The sequence below is a fragment of the Pedococcus badiiscoriae genome (genome assembly GCF_013408925.1).
Lineage (GTDB): Bacteria > Actinomycetota > Actinomycetes > Actinomycetales > Dermatophilaceae > Pedococcus > Pedococcus badiiscoriae.
Map to the genome: position 1 here is coordinate 126284 of NZ_JACCAB010000001.1, position 20721 is coordinate 147004.

Sequence of the window (20721 nt, forward strand, 5' to 3'; positions counted from 1 at the left end):
CGACCCTGGGCGACGCCACCATCCGACGCACACGACGCAAGGGAGCGAGCATGTCGGCTGACGCCGAGACCACCGACGAGACCACGTACGACGTGGTGATCCTCGGAGGAGGAAGTGGCGGCTACGCCTGCGCGTTCCGGGCGGCAGAGCTGGGGCTGCGCGTCGCCCTCGTCGAGAAGGGCAAGCTCGGGGGCACCTGCCTGCACGTCGGCTGCATCCCGACCAAGGCGCTGCTGCACGCCGCCGAGGTCGCCGACACCGCCCGTGAGGGCGAGCAGTTCGGGGTGAAGTCGACCTTCGAGTCGGTCGACATGTCCGGCGTCAACGCCTACAAGGACGGCGTCATCGCGCGCCTGTACAAGGGTCTGCAGGGCCTGGCCAAGGCACACAAGATCGAGCTGGTCGAAGGCGCCGGTCGCCTGGTCGACCGCTCCACCGTCGAGGTCGACGGTCGTCGCATCCGCGGACGCAACGTCGTGCTCGCGACCGGCTCGTACGCGAAGTCGCTGCCCGGCCTTGAGATCGGCGGCCGGATCATGACGAGCGAGCAGGCCCTGACCCTCGACTTCGTCCCGCCCCGGGTCGTGGTGCTCGGCGGCGGCGTCATCGGTGTCGAGTTCGCGTCGGTCTTCAAGTCCTTCGGGTCCGAGGTGACGATCGTCGAGGCCCTGCCGCGGCTCGTGGCGGCCGAGGACGAGGCCATCTCCAAGACGCTCGAACGCTCGTTCCGCAAGCGCAAGATCGCCTTCAAGACGGGCGTGAAGTTCGCCGGGGCGACCCAGTCCGGCGACACCGTGACGGTGTCGCTCGAGGACGGCGCCACCCTCGAGGCCGACCTCCTGCTCGTCGCCGTCGGCCGCGGACCGGTCACCGAAGGGCTCGGCTACGCCGAGGCGGGAGTGACCCTGGACCGGGGCTTCGTGACCACCGACGAGCGGCTGCGCACCGGCGTCGACGGCGTGTATGCCGTGGGCGACATCGTGCCGGGCCTCCAGCTGGCCCATCGCGGGTTCGCGCAGGGCATCTTCGTCGCCGAGGAGATCGCCGGGCTCAACCCTGCGGTCATCGACGAGGCGGGGATCCCGCGAGTCACCTACTGCGACCCCGAGATCGCCTCGGTCGGTCTCACCGAAGCCCAGGCCGGCGAGAAGTACGCCGAGATCGAGACCTACGAGTACAACCTCGGGGGCAACGGGAAGTCCCAGATCCTGCAGACGCAGGGTTTCGTCAAGCTGGTCCGCGAGAAGGACGGTCCTGTCGTGGGCGTTCACATGATCGGCGCCCGGATGGGTGAGCAGGTCGGCGAAGCCCAGCTGATCTACAACTGGGAGGCGCTGCCCTCCGACGTGGCCTCCCTGATCCACGCCCACCCGACCCAGAACGAGTCGCTCGGCGAGGCCCACCTGGCCCTAGCCGGCAAGCCCCTGCACGCGCACAACTGACCCGAGCGCACCGCGCCCCCGCACCATCGCAGCACCGCACGACCGCAGCACCCGCCAGCGAACACGAGTACAAGGAGAAACAGGCACATGTCTGAACGCGTGACCATGCCAGCCCTGGGTGAGTCCGTCACCGAAGGCACCGTGACGCGCTGGCTGAAGAACGTCGGCGACACCGTGGCGGTCGACGAGCCACTGCTCGAGGTCTCGACCGACAAGGTCGACACCGAGATCCCGTCGCCCGTGGCCGGTGTGCTGCAGGAGATCCTGGCCCAGGAGGACGACACCGTCCCCGTGGGTGCCGACCTCGCGGTAATCGGTGACGGTTCGGACGGCTCCGGCGGCGGCGAACAGCCCGCCGCCCAGGACGGCGGCCAGGGCGAGCAGGGTCAGCAGACCGAAGGCCAGGGCGAAGACCAGGGCGAGCAGGCGCTGGACGGCGGCCAGGGCGAGCAGGCCCAGCAGGGCGCCGAGGCACCGCCGGCGGAGGCTCCCTCCACCGAGCAGGAGCCACAGGCTGCGACCTCCGAGCCGGAGCAGGACCAGGCGTCCGGGGGCGGCGAGTCGGGCGCGGGTTCGGACTCCTCCGGCTCCTCCGGCGGCGAGACGGTGAAGATGCCCGCACTCGGCGAGTCCGTCACCGAGGGGACCGTCACCCGATGGCTCAAGGCAGAGGGCGACCGCGTCGAGGTCGACGAGCCGCTGCTCGAGGTCTCGACAGACAAGGTCGACACCGAGATCCCCTCGCCGGTCGCCGGCACGCTGACCAAGATCCTCGTCCAGGAGGACGACACCGTCCCCGTGGGTGGCGACCTGGCCGTCATCGGCGGGTCCGCTGGTTCCGCCCCCGCGCAGGAGGCACCAGCCCAGGAGGCCCCGGCGCAGGAGGCACCGGCTGCACCGGCCCCGGCACCGCAGCCCGCCGCGCAGGAGGCGCCGGCCGCCGCGCCCTCCGCACCGGCCGCACCGGCACCGGCACCGGCACCGGCACCGAGCGCGCCCGCTGCCTCGGGAACCGACGACACGGATGCCTCGGCCTACGTCACGCCTCTGGTGCGCAAGCTGGCGGCGGAGAACAACATCGACCTGGGCTCGCTGAAGGGCACCGGGGTCGGGGGACGGATCCGCAAGCAGGACGTCCTCGACGCGGCCAAGGCAGCGGAAGAGGCGGCCGCTGCGCCGGCCCCTGCTGCTCCCGCCGCAGCCGCACCGGCCGCCGCGCCTGCCGCCGCGTCGACCGGGGGTGGGACGCCGTCGGTGTCGCCCAAGCGCGGCACCACGGAGAAGATGTCGCGACTGCGGCAGACCATCGCCAAGCGGATGGTCGAGTCGCTCCAGGTGTCGGCCCAGCTGACCACCGTCGTCGAGGTCGACGTCACCAAGATCGCCCGGCTCCGGACCAAGGCCAAGACCGAGTTCGAGCGGCGTGAGGGCACCAAGCTCAGCTTCCTGCCGTTCTTCGCCCTCGCGGCCGTCGAGGCCCTCAAGGCCCACCCGTCGGTGAACTCCAGTGTCGAGGGCACCGAGGTCACCTACCACGGCACCGAGAACCTCGGCGTCGCGGTCGACACCGAGCGCGGCCTGCTGGTCCCGGTCATCAAGGACGCCGGAGACCTCAACATCGCCGGACTGGCCCGCAAGATCGCCGACCTCGCCGAGCGCACCCGCACCAACAAGATCGGCCCGGACGAGCTCGGCGGTGGCACCTTCACGCTGACCAACACCGGCAGCCGCGGGGCACTCTTCGACACGCCGATCATCAACCAGCCCAACGTCGCGATCCTCGGCACCGGCGCCGTCGTCAAGCGTCCGGTCGTGGTGTCCGACGGTGATGGCGGCGAGACCATCGCCGTGCGTTCGATGGTCTACCTGGCCCTGTCGTACGACCACCGCGTCGTCGACGGCGCCGACGCGGCCCGCTTCCTCACGACCATGAAGACGCGGCTCGAGGACGGCAACTTCGAGTCCGACCTCGGGCTCTAGCGACCTCGGTCGACCAGGACCAGCCCATGCCGCAGCGCGTTGCCATCACCGGGGCCTCCGGACTGATCGGCGGCGCGCTGTCGGCTTTCCTGCGCCAGCGCGGGGACGAGGTGGTGCGGCTGGTCCGTCGGCCCGCCAGGGCCTCCGACGAGGTGGAGTGGGACCCGGCGGCCCATCGGCTCGACCCAGCCGACCTCGAAGGTGTCACCGCCGTGGTCAACCTGGCCGGGGCCGGCGTCGGCGACAAACGGTGGACGCCGACCTACCAGCAGCAGATCCTCGCCTCCCGCGTGGACAGCACGACCACGGTCGCCACCACCCTGGCCACGCTCGCCGCGCAGGGCCAGCGGGTCCGCCTGGTCAGCGGCGCAGCCGTCGGCGTCTACGGCGACCGTGGCGACGAGGTGCTGACCGAGGAGTCCTCGCCCGGCGGGGGCTTCCTCAGCGAGGTGGTGCGGGCCTGGGAGACGGCAGCAGACCCGGCGCGTGCGGCCGGGCTGTCGGTCGCCACCACGCGCACCGGCCTGGTGTTCGCTCCTGGCGGCGGGGCGCTGGCGCGCATGCTGCCGCTGGCCAGGGCCGGCATCAACGGCCCACTCGGGAGCGGCCGTCAGTGGTGGCCGTGGATCTCGTTGCGGGACACCGTCGCTGGGCTGGCTCACCTGGTCGACCACCCCGAGATCGAGGGTCCGGTCAACCTCGTCGGACCGCATCCCGACCACCAGCTCGACATCGCGCGTGAGCTCGGCCGACAGGTCCACCGCCCGGCCCTGCTGCCGGCCCCCGCCTTCGGCATCAAGCTGGTCCTCGGCGGATTCTCGGACGAGGTGCTCACCAGCAAGCGAGCCGTCCCGGCGCGCCTGGCCGAGTCCGGCTTCGTCCACCAGGACCAGGATGTCGAGTCGGCCCTGCGCTGGGTGTTGTCACAGCGGTCCTAGAGGGTGGGCCCGCTGATGCCGGCCACCCGCCACCGGCCTGAGGACCACCGCAGCTCGTAGCGCAGCTCCTCGCCGACCACCGCCGGCCGCGCCTGTGCCCGACCCGCTGCGTCGACCACCCGGTATGCCGCCGTCCCGACGACCGCGGCCACCGACGCCGTCGTCGCGGTGTGCCCCAGGGTGCGCGCCGAGGTCACGGTCAGCGCCACGCCCTGCCAGGACTGACCCGATGCGTCGAGGGCGTGCAGCAGGGCCGTGTCGCGGGCGAGGGCGTCCGAGCCGGGTGCGTCCAAGCGGGCCAGCGCGGCCGTGGACCGCGATGACATGACCTCGGCCCGCAGCGCGGCCAGGGCCGTCATCAGCCCGACGGGATCGGTCCGCGGCGCAGCCGGGTCGGCCGCGAGGTCAGGCACCGCCCCCTGGTGCGTGGCGGCTGATGCGCCGACCGTGTTGGGGTGCAGCCATGGCGGCCGGGCCACCCGGCCGCTGACCATGAGTACCGCCAACCCGAGCCCGACGGTCAGGAGGACCAGGGTGCCGAGCGCCAGGAGGCGCCTTCGCGGACCGACCCGCCCCGCACCGACCCGCCGGACGCCCTCCCGCCGCGCGCTGGCCCTGGCGTCCGGAGAAGCCGCCGGTGGGGTTTGCCGCAGCCGCTGGGTCACCAGCGACGTCTCGTCCGTGCCCACGACGAGCCGAAGCGGCTCACAGGGGGCCGAGTCGTAGTAGGCCAGGGCCAGCTCGGCTGCGGTCGGGCGGCCGACTGGATCGGCCCGAAGGGCTCTGAGCGTGAGCTCGGACCACGCCGAGGGCAGCCCGGGTGCCAGCTCCTCGAGGGGGCGACGCAGGGCCATGGGGGCCGGCGCCGAGCCGGTGACACAACACCAGGCGAGCGCACCCACGGCATACACGTCGCTGGCAGGGGTGAGAACCCCGCGGTCGAGCACCTCCGGCGCGACGAAACCCTCGGTGCCGTAGAGGTGACCGGGCACCTCGCCCACCAGCGAGGCCACCCCGAGATCGGCGAGCAGCGGTCGGCCGGTGCGTTCGAGGAGGACGTTGGCCGGGGTGACGTCGCCGTGCACGACGCCCACGGCATGCAGCTCGGCGAGGGCTCGCGCCACCGGGGCGAGCATCGTCACCGACTCCCCCACGCTCAGGTGGCCACGCGCCCGCACCACGGCCTCCAGCGAACCTCCGCGCACGTGGTCGAGCACCAAGGCCACCGCCGCAGGCTCCCCCGCCAGCCCTACCGCCTCGTGGAATCCGACGAGTCCGTCGACCTCGACCCGGGCCAGGACGGCGAACTCGCGCACCAGCTGGTCGGCCTGCCCGGGCGTGCCGACGGGTACGACCTTGACGGCCACCGCAGCCCCGTCCACCTCCCGCGTGGCTGCCCAGACGGTGCCGGAACCCCCGCGCCCCAGCTGCTCGCCCAGCAGGTAACCGGGCACCTGCGGCCGGGTCGCAGCGTTCTCGGTGCTCATCGCGTCACTATGCCCAGTCGCGCCGCACCACCCTGCGAGTTGTCCACAGGCCCTCTCCTAGAGTCGGGGCATGCCCGCAGACCACCCGACCATCCTCGCCACCTCGGGTGGCTACCGCATGTCCCAGCGGAGCCGTTTCGAGTTCGACGCGCTGGTGCACCATGCCGTCGCGCTCTCCGGCGCCGAGGGCACCCCCAAGGTCACCGTCCTCGGCACGGCGAGTGGGGACCAGCGCGCCTTCGCCGCCGAGGTCGACGAGGCGGGGCGCGTCGCAGGGTTCGCCATCACGAACCTGCACCTGTTCCCCATGCCGAACCTCGCCGACGTCGAGGGCCACCTGCTGAGCCAGGACGTGGTCTGGGTCAACGGTGGTTCGGTCGCCAACCTCCTCGCGGTCTGGAGGGTGCACGGGCTGGACGCCGTGTTCCGGCGGGTCTGGGAGGCAGGGGTGGTCCTCGCCGGCGTGTCCGCCGGCTCCATCTGCTGGTATGCCGGGGGCACGACGGACTCGTTCGGGCCCGAGCTGCGCCCGGTGACCAACGGCCTCGGCTTCCTGCCCTACGGCAACGGCGTGCACTACGACTCCGAGGAGCGCCGGCGCCCCCTGGTCCACTCGCTCGTGGCCGACGGCACCCTGCCGACGACGCACTGCACGGACGACGGCGTCGGGCTGGTCTACCACGGCACCCAGCTCGTCGAGGCGGTCAGCGAGCGCGACGGCAAGGCGGGCTACATCGTCACCCGGGAGGCAGACGTGGCCGTCGAGGAGCGCCTCGAAACCCGACGACTCCCCCAGGCGTAGGCTGCCCGCATGCGTTTCGAGCACGTGGGCTTCGCCCCCGACTTCGTCGACTACGAGGCAGCGTGGGCCCACCAGCGCGAGGTGCACGCAGCCGTCGTCGATGGCGCGGAGGATGCCGTCCTCCTGCTCGAGCATGCCGCCGTCTACACCGCGGGCAAGCGCACCGAGGCACACCAACGGCCGTTCGACGGTACCCCCGTCATCGACGTCGACCGGGGTGGGCTGATCACCTGGCACGGCCCGGGGCAGCTCGTGGGGTATCCCATCGTCCGGTTGCACGGCGTCCCCATCGACGTGGTGGCCCACGTGCGTCGCCTCGAGGAGGTCATGATCCGGATCTGCCGCGACTTCGGCGTCGACGTGACCCGCGTGGACGGCCGCAGCGGCGTCTGGGCCCTGGCCGACGAGCAGGGTCGCCCGGACCGCAAGCTGGGCGCGATCGGCGTGCGGGTCAGCCGCCAGGTCACCATGCACGGCTTCGCCCTCAACTGCGACGCCGACCTGTCGTGGGCCGACAACATCGTCGCCTGCGGCATCGACGACGCCGGGGTGAGCTCGATCAGCCGCGAAGCAGGACGGGTGGTGACGGTCCAGGACGTCCTGCCCTATGCCGAGAAGCACCTGTTCGACGTCCTCGCCGGCAGCTGAACCGGGAGCACGTCGGGCGGCGGAATACCCCTGCGGGGTCAGGCGTAGTCTTGATGCACGCCCGGTGACCTCCGGGCGGACTCGTGCCCCGCGGCATACCGAGCAACGCAAGGGAGTCTTCGTGACCATCGCACCCGAGGGCCGCCGGCTGCTGCGCGTCGAGGCGCGCAACGCCGAGACGCCGATCGAGCGCAAGCCGGAGTGGATCCGGACGACCGCGAAGATGGGTCCGGAGTACACCAAGCTGCACTCGATGGTGAAGACCGAGGGTCTGCACACGGTGTGCCAGGAGGCCGGGTGCCCCAACATCTTCGAGTGCTGGGAGGACCGCGAGGCCACCTTCCTCATCGGTGGTGACGTGTGCACGCGTCGGTGCGACTTCTGCGACATCGCCACAGGTCGCCCCGAGGCGCTCGACCGCGACGAGCCGCGCCGGGTGGCCGAGTCGGTCGCCCAGATGGGCCTGCGCTACTCGACCGTGACCGGGGTCGCGCGTGACGACCAGCCCGACGGCGCCGCCTGGCTGTATGCCGAGACGATCCGTCAGATCCACGCCAAGAACCCGACCACCGGGGTCGAGATCCTGCCCCCCGACTTCGGTGCCCAGCCCGAGCTGGTCGGACAGGTCTTCGACGCCCGGCCCGAGGTGTTCGCGCACAACCTCGAGACGGTCCCGCGCATCTTCAAGCAGATCCGGCCCGCCTTCACCTACGACAAGTCGCTCAAGGTCCTGTCGATGGCGCGCGAGGCCGGACTCGTGACGAAGTCCAACCTCATCCTGGGCATGGGTGAGCAGGACCACGAGGTAGAGCAGGCGATCGGCGACCTGCACGAGGCCGGCTGCGACATCCTGACGATCACGCAGTACCTGCGGCCCTCCAAGCTGCACCACCCGATCGACCGGTGGGTCAAGCCCGAGGAGTTCGTGCACTGGAGCGACGTCGCCCAGGAGCTGGGCTTCAAGGGCGTCATGGCCGGACCGCTGGTGCGGTCCTCGTACCGCGCCGGACGCCTGTGGGCGACGGCGATGAAGAAGTGGGGCCGGGACATCCCCGAGCACCTGCAGCACCTCGCCGACGCCGCCGGGGACCCTGCCCGGCAGGAGGCCTCCTCGCTGCTCGCAGCGCGGCAGCCGGGCGCGTTGGGCGCCTCCGCCTGACACCCGTATCCTGACCCTCATGGCCCGCAAGGAAGAACAGCAGTCGGACACGCCCACGAAGCAGGGCCGGTTCGCCCAGATCCGCCAGGTCTTCGCGGCCTCGCGCAAGGCCGACCCGACCATCCCGTGGTGGATGCTGCTCGCGTTCCTGGCGGTCCTCGCCGTCGGGGCGGGCATCGGGGCGCTCGTCGGGCACTGGGTGTACGCCCTCGTGCTGTCCTTCCCGCTGGGCCTGCTGGCGGCCACCCTCGTCCTGTCCCGGATGGCCGAGCGGGCGGCCTACCGCTCGCTCGAAGGTCAGCCCGGAGCCGCCGGCGCCGCCCTGGGCGCGCTGCGCCGCGGTTGGTTCTTCGACCAGCAGCCGGTCGCGGTCGACGGCGCGCGGGGCACCCGCCCCGAGGACGTCGCGGGTGCGGCCTTCGTCTACCGGGCCCTGGGTCGTCCCGGCATCGTGCTCATCGCCGAGGGGCCGGATGCCCGTCGGGGCAAGCTGCTCGTCCAGGAGCGCAAGAAGGTCGAGCGCGTCGCGCCCGGCGTCCCGGTGATCTCCGTCGTCGTCGGTGACGGCGCCGACCAGGTGCCGGTCCGCAAGCTCAGCGGCAAGCTGACCCGGATGAAGCCGGTCCTCACGAAGGAGGAGGTGTCGGCCGTCAACAAGCGACTCAAGTCCCTCGGCGGCCTGCGCCCGCCGATCCCGGCCGGGATGGACCCCATGCGTGCGCGCGTCGATCGCAAGGCCATGCGCGGCCGCTGAGGCCCAGACCCTCCCGATCCTCCCGCGGTCGATGTAAACCCGCCGGGAATCACGGGCGCGTCTACATCGAATCGGTGGACACCTCGGCCGCCACCGCGGCGACGGCGGCCGCGAAGCGCTCCGCCGAGCCCGGCGCCATCCGCAGGAACAGGTCGGGTTCGATGAGCTCGAGCTCCATCAGGGTCGGCTGTCCGTCGACGTCGATGAGGTCGACCCGGGCATAGACGAGGTCGTCCGGTGCCAGCGCCATCGCCCGCGTCGCGACGTCGAGCTCCGCCGGCGTCGGCACGTGCACCTCCTCGGAGCCGCCGTGTAGCGCCTGCACCCGGTAGTCGCCGGCCTTGGGCACCTTGCGCACGGCGTGCGAGAAGCCGCCTCCGAAGAAGAACAGCGACGTCTCCCCCTGCTCCACGCTCGGGGCGAACGGCTGGACGATCGTGTCGCCGGCCTCGACCAGCCGCGTCAGGTGCTCCGCCGCCTCGTCGGAGCTGGCGGCGGTCCTGAGCGCCCCCCTGGCGCCACCGTCGACGGCAGGCTTGATCACGACGTCGCCCCAGCCCGTGGCGAGCATCTGGTCGACCGGGTGGGTGGCGCCCTGCGCCAGCGCGAGACCAGGCAGGACAGGTATGCCGGCCTCGCCCAGCTCGGCGAGGTAGCCCTTGTGGGAGTTCCAGCGAATGATCTTGGGACTGTTGACGATCCGCGCGACGGAGTCGACGTGTTCGGCCCACTGGAGGAACTCCTCCAAGCGGTCGAAGTAGTCCCACGTCGAGCGGATCACGACGAGGTCGAAGGTCGCCCAGTCGAGGTCGGAGTGCCAGACCACCACCTCGGCGTCCACGTCCAGGGCGCGCAGGGCGTCGGCGATCTGCGGGGGTTCCGGATCGAGGTAGGACGGGTCCGACCAGGTGCACAGGGCGATGCGGGGCTTCGTCACGGCGCCGATCCTCTCAGGCGCGGCAAGGCATCCGGCGCTGGGACTTGCCCTCGTGACATACGCGATATAACGTGAGTCGCAACAACGCGATATAACGCGAGATGAATCCCACGAGAGGACAACCCATGAGCGAGGAATGGTCGATCGACACCGCCAGGGTGCTCGACATCGGCGGCGACGGCGAGCGCGTCAGCCGGCTCAGCGTCGCGATCGTCGGCGGCCGGGTCGACGTCGTGACCCACGCCGACTCCCCCACGGCGAGGATCGAGGTCGCCAAGGTCGAGGGCATGCCGGTCAAGGTCAGCTGGGACGGCTCCAAGCTCAAGATCACCCACGGCGTCGACTCCACGCGGATCCTCGACAAGGTCCGCCAGGCGTTCGAGGGTCTCGAGCACAACCGGGTCGCGATCAGCATCTCGATCCCGGAGGACGCGGCGACCTCGGTGAGCACGGTCAGCGCCGCCGGACTCCTCGCGGGTATGCGGTCCGGAGCCCGAGCCAACACCGTCTCCGGCTCGATCACCATCGACGACATCGTCGGACCCGTCGACGTCAACACGGTCAGCGGCGAGGTCGAGTGCGGCAACGTGCGAGGCCCTCTCACGGTGCACTCGGTCTCCGGTGCCGTCACCGCGCAGCACAGCGACGTGCCGGAGGTGAGCATCAGCACGGTCAGCGGCGACGTGGCCCTCGACCTCGTCAACGGTGCCGCGACGATCAAGTCCAACTCGGTCTCCGGCGACGTGACCGTGCGGGCCCCGCACGGGGGCTACGACGTGACGGCCAACACGGCCTCCGGCCAGGTCGTGATCGACGGTCACACGATCGACAAGTTCTCGCGCCAGTCCGGGAACCGGCTCACCGACGGTGATGGCAGCCTGCGGCTGAAGGCGAACGCCGTCTCGGGCAACGTCGTGGTCCTCAAGTCCCGCTCCGGGGCGCCCGTGGACGAGGCGTCAGCATGAGCCCCGTCTTCGCCCACGGTCAGCTCCGCCTGTACCTGCTGGCCCTGCTCAACGAGGGCCCGCGGCATGGCTACGAGGTGATCCAGGATCTCGAGCACCGGTTCAACGGGCTCTACTCCCCCAGCGCCGGGACCGTCTACCCGCGGTTGGCCAAGCTCGAGGAGGAGGGTCTGGTCGAGCGGTCCGAGGAGGGCCGCAAGGCCATCTACCGGATCACCGAGGCCGGCCGCGAGGAGGTCAGGGCCCGTCAGGACGACCTGAGCAGCCTCGAGTCCGACCTCGACCTGTCGGTGCGCGAGCTCGCCGAACAGGTGCGCTCCCGGGTCCGCGGCGAGACCAAGGACCTGCGCGCCGAGCTCAAGGCCGCCGCGCAGGAGGCACGCCGGACGGCGACACCGGTCGGCGGACCGGAGCCGTGGCAGGGGTGGAAGGGCAGCGACCCCACCGCGATCCGCGATCTCGAGCAGGCGGTCTCCGAGCTGCGATCCGAGGCTCGTGGCGCGTGGAAACGGCACGGCCTGACCAGCGAGCAGAGCCGCGAGATCATCGACATCCTCGCCGAGGCGACGGGTCGCATCCGCGACATCATCACCCGGCGCTGAGCCGGGCGGTCGGGTCAGCCGGCTCGGGTCAGCTGCGGACGATGACGGTGCCCGCGGCCTTGTCGTGCAGACCGCGGCCGTCCTTGTCCCAGAACATCGCCGGCAGGAACAGGCAGAGCAGGACGGTGCGCACCAGCGCCTGGAAGGGGCGTGGGGTGCGCCCGTCGAGCGAGGCCACACGCAGTCCGACGATGCGGTGGCCGAGCGTGTAGCCGGTGGTGCCGAGCAACAGCAGGTTCTCGAGGGCGAAGATCGCCAGGAGGATGAGCGTCTGCGTGCTGGTGGCCACCCCCCGGAACGGCAGCGGTACGCCGAACAGGGCCGCGGCGATCGCCTGACAGGCACTCCAGTCGATGACGACGCCGACCAGGCGGCGCCCGAACCGGCCCATCGAACCGGAGCCTTCGCGCGGCATACCCAGGCGCTCGCCCGGGTATGCCGAGGGCGCGGCTGAGCGCGAACCCGGGCCCTCGAGCCACGAACCGATGTCCTTGCGGTCGACCACCAGGAAAGCCTATGTCCGCGTAACACCGGCGAAACATTCGGGTCATGGCCGAGAAATCCCGACCCGTTAGTGTCGACGGCGACACCAGTTGAGTCATGGGCGGTTTCGCCCGGCCCCACCACAGGAGGTTGGTTTGTTCAGCAATGCTGACGAGGTCCTGAAGTTCATCAAGGACGAGGACGTCATCTTCGTCGACGTGCGGTTCTGTGACCTGCCCGGCGTGATGCAGCACTTCAACGTGCCCGCCAAGAGCCTCGATGCCGACTTCTTCAAGGAAGGGCAGATGTTCGACGGGTCCTCGATCCGCGGGTTCCAGGCCATCCACGAGTCCGACATGAAGCTGATCCCGGACCCCACGAGCGCGTACCTCGACCCGTTCCGCAAGGAGAAGACGCTCATCCTCAACTTCTCCATCGTCGACCCGTTCACCGGTGAGGAGTACTCCCGCGACCCGCGCAACATCGCCGCGAAGGCGGAGGCGTACCTCAAGTCCACCGGGATCGCCGACACCGCGTACTTCGGTGCGGAGGCCGAGTTCTACGTCTTCGACGACGTGCGCTTCGAGACCAAGCAGAACGCCAGCTACTACTACATCGACTCGGTCGAGGCCGCGTGGAACACCGGTCGCGACGAGGAAGGTGGCAACAAGGGCTACAAGACCCGGTACAAGGGTGGCTACTTCCCCGTCCCGCCGGTCGACCACTTTGCCGACATGCGCGACGCGATGACGCTCGCCCTCGAGGACGCCGGCCTGTCGGTCGAGCGTGCGCACCACGAGGTCGGCACCGCCGGTCAGCAGGAGATCAACTACCGCTTCAACACCCTGAAGCAGGCCGCGGACGACGTGCTGAAGTTCAAGTACATCGTCAAGAACGTCGCCTGGCAGGGCGACAAGACGGTCACCTTCATGCCGAAGCCGATCTTCGGTGACAACGGCTCCGGCATGCACTCGCACCAGTCGCTCTGGAAGGACGGCGAGCCGCTCTTCTACGACGAGCGCGGCTACGGCGGCCTGTCCGACATCGCCCGCTGGTACATCGGCGGCCTGTTGAAGCACGCGCCGGCCCTGCTCGCGTTCACGAACCCGACGGTGAACTCCTACCACCGCCTGGTCCCGGGCTACGAGGCCCCGGTCAACCTGGTCTACTCGGCCCGCAACCGCTCGGCGTGCATCCGCATCCCGATCACGGGCGACAACCCGAAGGCCAAGCGCGTCGAGTTCCGCGTGCCGGACCCGTCGGCCAACCCCTACCTCGCCTTCTCCGCGATGCTGATGGCCGGTCTGGACGGCATCAAGAACCGCATCGAGCCCCCGGAGCCGGTGGACAAGGACCTCTACGAGCTGCCGCCGGAGGAGCACGACGCCATCGCGCAGGTGCCCGGTTCGCTGCCCGAGGTGCTCGCCGCCCTCGAGGCCGACCACGAGTTCCTGCTCGAGGGTGATGTCTTCACCCAGGATCTCATCGAGACCTGGATCGAGTGGAAGCGCAAGAACGAGGTCGACCCGATCCGCTTCCGCCCGCACCCGCACGAGTTCGAGATGTACTTCGACATCTGACGGAGCTTGCGGAGTCAGATGTCGAACGAAGGCGCAGCGACATCTAAGCGGTAGGCCCTTCACCGGGTCTGACCTGCAGTGTTGCCGAGCCCCTGCCGGGGTGTCCCCCGTTCCCCGGCAGGGGCTCGACTGCGTCCACGCGGTCCCGGCGCGGGGTGGCGGGTGACTGCGCCCAGACTGACAAACGACCCGAGATCTCCGCCACGGGCTCGTCGAGAGCTCGCGGGCCTGGCCCCCCGGCTGTGATGTGGACCACAGTTGGACGAGGACCTTGGTCCCAAGCGGCCGGCGCGTCGCTCCCCCACGCTGGAAGTGCCCACAAGGGCAAGACAATCGGGGCCGCGAACCCCGTTCAGCGGGAGAAGAAGCCATGCGACGCAGAACCCTAGACACCCTCCTCAGCACCGGCGGCATCGTCGTCGCCGCAGTCCTGCTCGTGGCCGGCGGCCTGCTCGTGTGGGCCAGCAACTTCGTGCAGGACAACGTGCACAGCCAGCTGGCCGACCAGAAGATCACGATGCCGTCCGGCAAGGCCATCGAGGACCCGGCCATCAAGCCGTACCTGCAGCAGTACGCGGGCCAGCCGATGACCACCGGCGCCCAGGCCAAGACCTACGCCGACCACTTCATCAAGGTCCACATGAACAAGGCCAGCCAGGGCCGCACCTACGAAGAGGTCAGCGGCGAGTTCATCGCAGCCTCGGCAAACCCGAAAGCCGATCCGGCCGAGGTGGCCAAGCTCGGCCAGCTGCGCCAGACGCTCTTCATGGGCAACACCCTGCGCGGTCTGCTCCTCAACGCATACGCCTTCGGCACCATGGGCACGATCGCCCTCTGGGGAGCGATCGCCAGCTTCGTCGGCTCGGCCCTCATGTTTCTCCTCAGCTTCCTCGGACTCTGGCACCGTCGCACCGTGCCGGTAGAGGAGGAAGTTCGCATCGGAGCCGGTCGCACAGCCCTTCCTGCTCCCGCTGTCGGCTGAACCGTCCAGCCTCTGCGAACCCACGGCAAGCCCCCGACCAGCTGGTCGGGGGCTTGCCTGCCCTCCCGAAGCACGGCCGTGCCCGGCCTTGAGCCCTTAGACGGCCCATGGAGGGCACCTCCACCAGGCCTGAGGCATGACCGCTGAGTCCGATCCTGGCTGATGTCTCCGAGTAGCCGCGATCCGGCGATACCCAAGCGCGTTGCGTCCTCGCCACATCCAGGGACCTTGGCCCCTACAGGTCCCCGGCAACGCGATCGCATTTTGGAGACCCCTCACCACGAAGGAGACCATCATGAGCATGCCAGCCTCGCCCCCGCGCCGCCCCGTCGTGGTGGGCGTCGACGGAGGGCCAGCCGCAGACCGCGCAGTCGAGGTCGCCGTCGAGCAGGCCCAACGCACCCACCGCCCCCTGCACATCCTGCATGCGACCCCCCTCGGACTGGCGCCTTGGACCCTGGACCGTCTCCAGGCGCACGAGGAGCTCGCGAGACGCAGTTACGAGCGCGCCACCGAGGCGGCCCCCGACCTCGAGATCACCTTCGCGAGCCAGGTCGCCGACCCGGCCACTGCACTGGTCACGGCGAGTCACACGGCCTCTCTGGTCGTCGTCGGGGCGGGCACCCACGGCCAGAGCGCCTCGGTGCTCCTGGGGACCACAGCACACCAGGTGGCCTCGCACGCACGCTGCCCGGTCATGGTGGTGCCTGGGTCCCGCAAATGGTCGACCACGGGCCCGGTCGTCGTCGGTGTCGATGCCGCCGAGCACTCAGTCCCGGCGGTCGAGTTCGCCTTCGCAGAAGCTTCCACCCGTCAGGCCGAGCTCGTCCCGGTGCACACCTGGTGGTGGGAGGAACCAGGGCCATTCCTCGCCGGCTCGGAATGGGAAGATGAGTGGATCGCCGTCGCGCAGACCCAAAAGGTCCTGGTGGCCGAGATGCTGGCCGGGTGGCAGGAGAAGTACCCGGATGTGAAGGTCAGCCTGACCTCCGTGCGTGGGCAAGCGGCCGTCGTCCTCCAAGAGGTGTCCCAGACCGCCCAGCTCCTCGTCGTCGGCAGCCGAGGCCGCGGCGGCTTCGCCGGCCTGCTGCTCGGATCCGTGAGCAGCCGCGTCCTGCACGACGCGAAGTGCCCCACCGTTGTCGCCCCTTCTCTCCGGCTCACGCCGTCGCTCGGATGAGGAACGTCAGGGCCGCCCGTGCTGACTATGGCGCGCCAACGCCCGGCTGTGACCTGAGCTCTGCGAGCTGTGCCCAGATCACAGCTGGGGGTGATGGTGAAGGCTGCTAGCTGATCCTCGGTCAGGCACGATCCTCGATCAGGACCCGACGCACTCCGGGTAGCGTTTCCGCAATCGCCCGCGCCAGTCGCGCTTCGCGGCCGGGGGCTACGTCACGCAGAGTCACGACGCCCTCGACCACGTCCACCGTCCAGTCTTCGCGGCCGATCTGCGCGAACTCGAAGGCGACGGTGCGCTGTACCTCCGCATCCGGGGTGGCCAAGGCCCGCACCACGTCGCTGCGGCTGAGCACGCCGACGAACTGCCGGCCACGCACGACGGGCAGGCTCTTCCAGCCCATGTCAGCCATGAGCTCAGCGGCGCGTGCCGCATCGGACTGCGCTTCCACGGTGACGGGGTCCACCGTCATGACATCGTCCACCAGCCGGTGCCACGGCGCCGGCGGCTCCTGGGTCGGACGCAGCTGGCTTCGTGGATCCTCCGGAAGCCCCTCGCGGAGAACATCGGCCTCGCTGACGATCCCGACCACGTGACCGTAGGCATCGACGATGGGGACCGCACTGATGTGCTGCGCCGCCAAGACCTGCACTGCGGTGTCCAGCCGGGACCCTGCCCGCAGGCTCGTCCCCGGGCTCGTCATGAGCTCCCGAACAAGCATGGCGACCTCCTCGTGGTGATGTCACTGAGCACGGCTGATCTCCCTCACTGTCCGCCCAGGGGCAGGCCCGCAGGCGGGCCTTAGGTCCCACGTTCGTCCTCGGGGACAAGGCACCACGCGCGTCCACGCATCCGACGGGACCTTGGCCCCTTCCCGCCGGGAACAGCACCGTCGACCCTGAAAAGCGCGATACCCAGCGCAGCGCCTCCACGATCCGTGGCCGCCGAGCACGAGAGGGGAATGGACATGACCAGCGACCGGCACCACGAGAACGTCCCTACCGACCACACGGGCCTTCGCGTCCTCACCTTCGACCAGTGCCTGCGCCGCCTCGCCGAGTGTCCGGTGGGGAGGATCGCCTTCGTCCTCGACGGAGAGATCGCTGTTCTGCCGGTCAACCACACCGTTCTGGGACTGAACGTCTACTTCCGAACCCTGGGCGACTCCAAGATCGAAGCCGCGGTGAATGGCGACCGCGTCTCCTTCGAGGTCGACGCGTACAACCCCCGCGCCAAGGATGGGTGGAGCGTGCTCGTCCACGGCACCGCCGAGGTGGTCAGCGACCGCGAGGACCTTCGCCGGCTGGAGCCGATCACCCGTGAGCCATGGGTGCCTGCCGACTCCTCGAGGATGACGTGGATCAGGGTCCGTTCCACAGCCATCACCGGACGGGCGCTGTGGGGAGACGAGGGACGCAGGTCCCTGTCAGCTTCCGGCACCTAGACCGAGCATCGACCGTCGCTTCCCGCTCGCCCCCACCCCCATCGAAGGAGCGTGGCATGACCCTCGCACTGACATTTCTCGGCGCAGCGGGCACGGTGACAGGAAGCAAGTTCCTGCTCGACGACCGGCACTCGCGGGTGCTCGTGGACTGTGGCCTCTACCAAGGCGAACGCCGATGGCGGCGCATGAACTGGGAGCCACTGGTCGCAGGACCGAAGTCCATCACCGACGTCGTCCTCACCCACGCTCACCTGGACCACTGCGGGTACCTGCCTGCGCTGGTGCGGCAGGGCTTCGCCGGACCGGTCTGGGCCACCGCTGGAACTGCAGCGCTGACTGAGATCGTCCTGCGTGACAGCGCCCACCTCCAGGAGGAGGAGGCGATGTTCGCCCAGCGCGAGGGCTACTCACGTCACGACCCACCTCAGCCGCTGTACACCGTGGCCGATACCGAACGGGCCATTCGCCTCCTGCGTTCCTGCGACTTTGGGCAGTCGACGACGCTGCTCTCGGGTGCAGAGCTGAGCCTGACGCGGGCCGGTCATGTCCTGGGGTCCGCCTCGGCGCTGGTCACCCACGGCGACACCCAGGTGCTGTTCTCCGGCGATCTCGGACGGCCGCAGCATCCGCTGTTGCGGGGACGCTCCGCACCACCGGTCGCGCGCACCGTCGTGATCGAGTCGACTTACGGCGACCGCACCCACCCTGAGGAGCAGGACCATGAAGTGCTCGCCGGAGCGATTCGGCGCACCATCGGGCGGGGAGGTTCTATAGTCATCCCGGCCTTCGCCGTGGACCGTACCGAGCTCGTTCTCCTGGCCATCGCTCGTCTCCAGATCGCAGGCTCGATACCCGAGGTCCCTGTCTACGTCGACAGCCCGATGGCCTTGGCTGCCCTTGAGGTCTACCGGCGCCCCGAGCTCGCCGCCGAGCTACGCTCTGAGGCGCTGCGCGACCTGGCCACGCTCCGAGGGGTGCGGGAGGCGCGCTCTGCGGACGAGTCCAAGCGGCTCAACAACCCCGGTCGGCCCTGCATCATCATCTCCGCGTCGGGCATGGCGAGCGGTGGCCGCGTGGTCCACCACCTCGCCAGCCTGCTGCCGCACCCGAACAACACCGTGGTGCTCACTGGATACCAAGCCGCCGGGACCCGCGGTCGAGCACTCCAGGAGGGCGTCCGCCAGGTCAAGATCCACGGACAGTACGTCAGGGTGCGCGCCGAAGTCGTGGTCGACAGCACCTTCTCGGTCCACGCGGACTCCGCAGAGCTCGTCGCGTGGCTGGCCGCGATGCCCCAGCCGCCGGAGACGGTCTACCTCGTCCATGGCGAGCCTGAGTCCAGCGCAGCGCTGGCCGAACAGATCCGGGCCAGTCTCGACACGACGGTCGCCGTGCCCCGCCTCGGCGAACGTGTCGTGCTCACGTGACCACCCCCCTGCGCGCCGTATCTACCCGGCTGGTCAGGGCCGTCGGCCAGACTGCCGGGCCCGCGCCGCGTGTCGTGGTCAGCGGAAACGCAGCAGTTCCCTGGGACCTGCTGACCCTGGTCGACACCTCACTCGAGCAGTACCGCCTGTTCATGCTCAACGCGCCGGCTGGCATACCCACCAGGGCCGGGATCGTGCACGAAACACCCTTTGTGGGACCGGGTATGCGTCGGCTCACCAGCCTGAGGTACATCCCCTCCCGGCTCTCGCAGGTCCCTCACCTCTTCACCACCGCCACCCCACCCGACGTGGTGTGCCTGCACACGTCGGCCCCATCAGGGAGCAACGTCAGTCTCGGTGTGGAGGTCAACATCCTGCCCGCCGCCATCGAGGCCGCACGGGCGCGGGGCGCACTGGTGCTTGCCCAGCTCAACCCCGCCATGCCGTACACCTACGGCGATGCCGAGATCCCGCTCTCAAGCATCGACGCGGCGTTGTGGGTGGACCAGCCGCTCGGCGACACTCCTCGCACCCTGCAAGGCCACGGCCCGCCGCAGACGGGGGCACTGGCCCAGCTGGGCCGGGTCGTGTCCGATCGGGTCCGGGACGGCTCCGTGCTGCAGCTGGGCATCGGTCGCGTACCTGATGCCGTCCTGCCCGGCCTGTTGGAACGCCGTGGTCTCGGGATCTGGAGCGAGATGATCTCGGACGGGGTCATGACCCTGGACCAGACCGGCGCCCTCAGCACCGGCAGGAGCATCGTCGCCTCGTTCGTGATGGGCTCCGCGCAGCTGTACAAATGGGCCGACCACAACGAGCGGCTGCGCCTCCTGCGGACGGAGACCACGAACGACCCAGCCCTCATCGCGCGCAACACGGCGATGGTCAGCATCAACACAGCGCTCCAGGTCGACCTCTTCGGCCAGGCCAACGCGTCTCGGATCGCTGGGCGAATCCACTCCGGGTTCGGCGGTCAGATCGACTTCATCGAGGGTGCCCTCCACGCGGAGGGCGGCCAGGCGTTGATGGCGCTCCAGTCGTGGCACCCGACGGCAGACACCTCCACCATCATCGCCATGATCGACGAGCCGGTCACCTCGTTCCAGCACACGGCCGTCATCACCGAACAGGGCGTGGCCGAAATTTGGGGCAACGACGAGCAAGCGCAGGCCCGGGAGCTGATCGAGCAGGCCGCGCACCCGTCGGTCCGGGCCGAACTGTGGGAGGAGGCACGCGCCCTCGGACTGGCCTGACTGACCGGATCAGCGGGTCAGTGTGGACCGCTGGTGCGTGGCGGCATACACGGCCGCCTGGGTGCGTCGCTCCATGCCGAGCTTGGCCAGGAGCGACGTCACGTAGTTCTTGACGGTCTTCTCGGCGAGGGACATCGACTCACCGATCTGACGGTTGGTGAGGCCGGCGGCGACGTGATCGAGGATTCGACGCTCCTGGGGGCTGAGCGCGCGCAGCCGCGGATCGGTGTCGTCGCCCTGGCCCCACGTCGCGCGAAGTCTGCGGGCGCGCTCCGTGTCGAGGAGGTTCTCCCCCGCCGCGACGCGCTGGATCGCATCGACCAGCCCATTGCCCTTGATGTCCTTCAGCAGGAAGCCGGACGCCCCCGCAAGGACCGCGGTCGCCAGCGCTTGCTCATCGTCGTAGGACGTGAGGATCAGGCCCTTGATCGTCGGATCGACGGATCGCACCTGACGGCAGGCTTCGATTCCCGAGCCGTCGGGCAACCGCGCGTCGAACACCGCCACGTCCGGGCGCAATGCGGGGATGCGCCGAGCCGCTTCCCGGGCAAGGCCGGACTCCCCGACCACCTCGAAGCCACCGTTGGCCTCGAGGAGCTCACGCAGCCCCCGACGAACGATCTCGTGGTCGTCCAGGAGAAACACCTTGATCACAGTCGGC

General features: G+C 70.0%; 20 protein-coding genes. 15 read left to right on the forward strand and 5 right to left on the reverse strand.

Annotated elements, in window-relative coordinates:
- Positions 1 to 50 precede the first annotated feature (50 nt).
- The 3 genes from lpdA (at position 51) to BJ986_RS00635 (ending at position 4360) form a co-directional block, all read left to right on the forward strand.
- Positions 51 to 1442, forward strand: coding sequence for a dihydrolipoyl dehydrogenase (gene lpdA, locus BJ986_RS00625; RefSeq protein WP_179420234.1), 1392 nt, complete (start codon positions 51 to 53; stop codon positions 1440 to 1442).
- A gap of 87 nt (positions 1443 to 1529) precedes the next feature.
- Positions 1530 to 3422: a 2-oxoglutarate dehydrogenase, E2 component, dihydrolipoamide succinyltransferase gene (gene sucB, locus BJ986_RS00630; protein WP_179420235.1), complete on the forward strand. Its 1893-nt coding sequence runs from the start codon at positions 1530 to 1532 to the stop codon at positions 3420 to 3422.
- Positions 3423 to 3448: 26 nt separating this feature from the next.
- Positions 3449 to 4360: a TIGR01777 family oxidoreductase gene (locus BJ986_RS00635; RefSeq protein ID WP_179420236.1), complete on the forward strand. Its 912-nt coding sequence runs from the start codon at positions 3449 to 3451 to the stop codon at positions 4358 to 4360.
- Here BJ986_RS00635 and BJ986_RS00640 read toward each other — a convergent pair.
- Positions 4357 to 5847, reverse strand: a complete 1491-nt coding sequence (locus tag BJ986_RS00640) for a serine/threonine-protein kinase (RefSeq protein WP_179420237.1) — start codon at positions 5845 to 5847, stop codon at positions 4357 to 4359. The two genes, BJ986_RS00635 and BJ986_RS00640, sit on opposite strands and share 4 nt — an antisense overlap.
- Positions 5848 to 5917: 70 nt before the next feature.
- Between BJ986_RS00640 and BJ986_RS00645 the strand changes: the two genes are divergently transcribed.
- From BJ986_RS00645 to BJ986_RS00660, 4 genes are all read left to right on the forward strand, one after another.
- On the forward strand, positions 5918 to 6649 hold the full coding sequence (locus BJ986_RS00645) for a Type 1 glutamine amidotransferase-like domain-containing protein (protein ID WP_179420238.1): 732 nt from the start codon (positions 5918 to 5920) through the stop codon (positions 6647 to 6649).
- 9 nt (positions 6650 to 6658) lie between these two features.
- Positions 6659 to 7297 carry a lipoyl(octanoyl) transferase LipB gene (lipB, locus tag BJ986_RS00650; protein ID WP_179420239.1) on the forward strand — a complete coding sequence of 213 codons (639 nt, stop codon included), beginning with the start codon at positions 6659 to 6661 and terminating at the stop codon, positions 7295 to 7297.
- 121 nt (positions 7298 to 7418) lie between these two features.
- On the forward strand, positions 7419 to 8456 hold the full coding sequence (gene lipA, locus BJ986_RS00655) for a lipoyl synthase (protein ID WP_179420240.1): 1038 nt from the start codon (positions 7419 to 7421) through the stop codon (positions 8454 to 8456).
- Between the two features lie 19 nt (positions 8457 to 8475).
- Positions 8476 to 9210: a DUF4191 domain-containing protein gene (locus BJ986_RS00660; protein ID WP_179420241.1), complete on the forward strand. Its 735-nt coding sequence runs from the start codon at positions 8476 to 8478 to the stop codon at positions 9208 to 9210.
- A 61-nt stretch (positions 9211 to 9271) separates the two neighbouring features.
- On the opposite strand, the gene BJ986_RS16720 is transcribed toward BJ986_RS00660, so the two are convergent.
- Positions 9272 to 10147 (reverse strand): ATP-grasp domain-containing protein, encoded by an 876-nt coding sequence (locus tag BJ986_RS16720; RefSeq protein WP_179420242.1) that lies wholly within the window; start codon positions 10145 to 10147, stop codon positions 9272 to 9274.
- Positions 10148 to 10272: 125 nt separating this feature from the next.
- Here BJ986_RS16720 and BJ986_RS00670 point away from each other — a divergent pair, with 125 nt between their 5' ends.
- Both BJ986_RS00670 and BJ986_RS00675 read left to right on the forward strand, forming a co-directional pair.
- On the forward strand, positions 10273 to 11112 hold the full coding sequence (locus BJ986_RS00670) for a DUF4097 family beta strand repeat-containing protein (RefSeq protein ID WP_179420243.1): 840 nt from the start codon (positions 10273 to 10275) through the stop codon (positions 11110 to 11112).
- A complete protein-coding gene (locus BJ986_RS00675) occupies positions 11109 to 11714 on the forward strand; it encodes a PadR family transcriptional regulator (protein WP_179420244.1) in 606 nt (201 codons plus the stop codon). The genes BJ986_RS00670 and BJ986_RS00675 overlap by 4 nt, the downstream gene beginning before the upstream one ends.
- 28 nt (positions 11715 to 11742) lie before the next feature.
- Here BJ986_RS00675 and BJ986_RS00680 read toward each other — a convergent pair whose 3' ends face one another.
- A complete protein-coding gene (locus tag BJ986_RS00680; RefSeq protein WP_179420245.1) occupies positions 11743 to 12219 on the reverse strand; it encodes an RDD family protein in 477 nt (158 codons plus the stop codon).
- A 133-nt stretch (positions 12220 to 12352) separates the two neighbouring features.
- Between BJ986_RS00680 and glnA the strand changes: the two genes are divergently transcribed.
- The 3 genes from glnA to BJ986_RS00695 all read left to right on the forward strand — a co-directional run bounded on the left by glnA (position 12353) and on the right by BJ986_RS00695 (position 15939).
- Positions 12353 to 13777 carry a type I glutamate--ammonia ligase gene (gene glnA, locus BJ986_RS00685; protein ID WP_179420246.1) on the forward strand — a complete coding sequence of 475 codons (1425 nt, stop codon included), beginning with the start codon at positions 12353 to 12355 and terminating at the stop codon, positions 13775 to 13777.
- Positions 13778 to 14147: 370 nt separating this feature from the next.
- Complete coding sequence (locus BJ986_RS00690) at positions 14148 to 14759, forward strand: hypothetical protein (RefSeq protein ID WP_179420247.1); 612 nt, start codon at positions 14148 to 14150, stop codon at positions 14757 to 14759.
- Positions 14760 to 15054: 295 nt separating this feature from the next.
- Positions 15055 to 15939 (forward strand): universal stress protein, encoded by an 885-nt coding sequence (locus BJ986_RS00695; protein WP_179420248.1) that lies wholly within the window; start codon positions 15055 to 15057, stop codon positions 15937 to 15939.
- A 121-nt stretch (positions 15940 to 16060) separates the two neighbouring features.
- Here the strand turns inward: BJ986_RS00695 and BJ986_RS00700 are convergent, their stop codons facing one another.
- Positions 16061 to 16657: a CBS domain-containing protein gene (locus BJ986_RS00700; protein ID WP_179420249.1), complete on the reverse strand. Its 597-nt coding sequence runs from the start codon at positions 16655 to 16657 to the stop codon at positions 16061 to 16063.
- A 246-nt stretch (positions 16658 to 16903) separates the two neighbouring features.
- Between BJ986_RS00700 and BJ986_RS00705 the strand changes: the two genes are divergently transcribed.
- The 3 genes from BJ986_RS00705 to BJ986_RS00715 are packed head-to-tail and all read left to right on the forward strand — an operon-like array spanning position 16904 to position 20060.
- On the forward strand, positions 16904 to 17380 hold the full coding sequence (locus BJ986_RS00705; RefSeq protein WP_179420250.1) for a pyridoxamine 5'-phosphate oxidase family protein: 477 nt from the start codon (positions 16904 to 16906) through the stop codon (positions 17378 to 17380).
- A 56-nt stretch (positions 17381 to 17436) separates the two neighbouring features.
- Positions 17437 to 18807: an MBL fold metallo-hydrolase RNA specificity domain-containing protein gene (locus BJ986_RS00710; RefSeq protein WP_179420251.1), complete on the forward strand. Its 1371-nt coding sequence runs from the start codon at positions 17437 to 17439 to the stop codon at positions 18805 to 18807.
- Positions 18804 to 20060, forward strand: a complete 1257-nt coding sequence (locus BJ986_RS00715; protein ID WP_337794640.1) for an acetyl-CoA hydrolase/transferase family protein — start codon at positions 18804 to 18806, stop codon at positions 20058 to 20060. The genes BJ986_RS00710 and BJ986_RS00715 overlap by 4 nt, the downstream gene beginning before the upstream one ends.
- A gap of 9 nt (positions 20061 to 20069) precedes the next feature.
- On the opposite strand, the gene BJ986_RS00720 is transcribed toward BJ986_RS00715, so the two are convergent.
- Positions 20070 to 20714: a response regulator gene (locus BJ986_RS00720; protein WP_179420252.1), complete on the reverse strand. Its 645-nt coding sequence runs from the start codon at positions 20712 to 20714 to the stop codon at positions 20070 to 20072.
- Positions 20715 to 20721 lie beyond the last annotated feature (7 nt).